The 2,301-nt window shown below is 42.8% G+C and carries 1 protein-coding gene; it reads left to right on the plus strand.

The genetic code is table 11. The features are described 5' to 3' along the window. Positions 1-253 precede the first annotated feature (253 nt). Positions 254-2,086, plus strand: coding sequence for a SpaH/EbpB family LPXTG-anchored major pilin (locus HMPREF3208_RS06030; RefSeq protein ID WP_064347760.1), 1,833 nt, complete (start codon positions 254-256; stop codon positions 2,084-2,086). Positions 2,087-2,301: the final 215 nt, after the last annotated feature.

The following is a 2,301-nucleotide window of genomic DNA, read 5'->3' on the forward strand; positions in this document are numbered from 1 at the left end:
GGGGGGGGGTAGACTGTCTAGAAGCATAAACATTTGTTGGTGTTATAATATGTCTATTTTTTCGTCTTGCTAAGAGTTAGAATCGAGAGTACTCAGAGTTGAGCGTGTCGAGCACAACTCACAGATAGCTGAATAATACGGGTACGCGGTATCACACTACAAGATTCCTCATAGTATTACCGCTCGTTTTATTAGCTTTTTACAACAACAATCACAATATAAACGATTCTGTATCGTAGGGAAGAGAGGGAATATGCGTTTAAAGACTATTCCATGGAAACGCGCCGCAGCTGTATTAGCTGCAGCATGCACACTTGGCACCTGCTGCATCGCAGGCTCTGTTGCTTTTGCTGAGACACCTCAAGGTGCAAACACTGCTGACATCAGTTCAGTTTGTGGTGTTAAAGATGGTACTAAAACTAATTGCACTTCTATCACCATCCACAAGTACAATAGTCCTTCAATAACTAGTAATGATTTTAAGGCTAACGGAACTGATATGACCGAAGCTTTGAAAACATTGGGAGTTAACAAGCCACTTCAAGGCGTTGAGTTTACGCTTTACAAGGTTCAAAAAGATGGCAAAGATATTGATTTATCTAAGCCAGAAGGCTGGAAGGAGATTGAGGATCTTAAAGGCCTTACTAAGGGTAACGCGGCAAGCTTCTTCACAGCTGCTGCTGAAGGTCAAGCTGCTAAGTTCACTAAGGTTCCAGTTGGTCAGCCTAAAGAAACTGATCTAAACGGTGTAGCTAAGTTCGACGGTCTTGCCGAATCGCTTTACTACGTTGAAGAAACTAGTACAGTGCATGCTCAAATGGATTATGCTACTGAAGAAGGCAAACATGATTGGAAGCCTATAACAGTTACCTATAAGACTGATCCATTCTTCGTGACTACGCCTTTGTCTCACCAGACTAGAGGCTCATGGGAATGGCTGTACAACGTTCATGTGTTCCCAAAGAACGATGTAAACAAGGACGTTCCTACTAAGACTGCAGCGGATCCAAACAAGTACTACGTTGACGAAAAAGGCAACACTGTGATCCCATGGAATATTTCTATTCCTCTGTCAGCTCCTTCTGAAGGTAAAAAGTATCAGAAGATTGGTTTCGTCGATTCTCTTCCAACAGGCTTGAAGTATGAAAGCGTAACTGACGTTATGCTTGTTAAAGTTCAAAAGAAGCCTGCTGAGGGTAAAAAGGCTACTTCTACAGATATTCCTTTGAGTCCTAAAGCAAAAGATGACGTTAAGAAAGAGTACGATGCTGCGGAAGTTAAGGGTAAAGTTACATTTAGTCTTACTTCAGACGGTCTTGCTAAGATTGATGACATTGACAATTACACGTACACGTTGAAAGTCACTTTAAACACTAGCGTTACTAAGGGAACGAAGAACTTCACTAACTTTATTACTGGCTGGATTGACAACAGCAAGATTGGTGATGGTGACGAAAACAACCCATGTGTTCCAACTAAAGAGGAACCAAATAAGTGCGATAATAATCCTCACGGATCTTCTCACTTTGCTACGTTGAAGATCACCAAGGTTGCAGTAGATGCCGAGAAGAAGAACACCAATAAGACATTAAAGGGTGCTAAGTTCGCTATCTATTCTGTGAACGATCAATCTACTGATTTAACTGCTATAAAAGATTCAACTACTTTGGGTCAAAAAACTACTCCAGTTAAGACTAGTGCTACTAGCAGTGATCCGTTAACTATTGAAACCGGTGATGACGGAACAGCAAAAGTTGATTTGTTCATTGGTAATGGTGCTCAGGCTTCAAGTAAGAAGTACTGCTTAGTCGAGACTGACGCTCCTGCAGGTTTCAAGAAGGATCCAGCTCCTCATTGCTATAATGTGGTTGCTGAAACTGATACGAATGTAAAAGACGGTGTAGTTGCTGACAATTCTAAGACTATTGGCAACGATAAGGCAACCGAATTGGACAAGATCATCAGCGCTTTGCCAATGACCGGTGCTCGCGGCTTGGTGGTTTTGACGCTTTGCGGCATTGTCGGCATCGCTGGCACGTTCTTCTACATTGTGATGAAGCGTCGCAAGGAGCAAGAGCAGGAGTAAAACTCGCTCGGCTGGCTGAGTGACTTTGGTTGGTTGTTCAGCTGATTTGCTCTGTCGGTTGCGCAGCTTGGTTCCGAACCAAACTGCGCAATCGTTTTGAGTGGCCTTATTAGTAGTGAGAGATAATAAATTCCTATTTCTCACAGCCGCATCTCATAACTGCCGTTCACAACCACGCACTTGCGCAACTTTCTGTACGAGTCTATGAGTTTTGT

This window comes from Gardnerella vaginalis (genome assembly GCF_001546485.1).
GTDB lineage: Bacteria > Actinomycetota > Actinomycetes > Actinomycetales > Bifidobacteriaceae > Bifidobacterium > Bifidobacterium vaginale_D.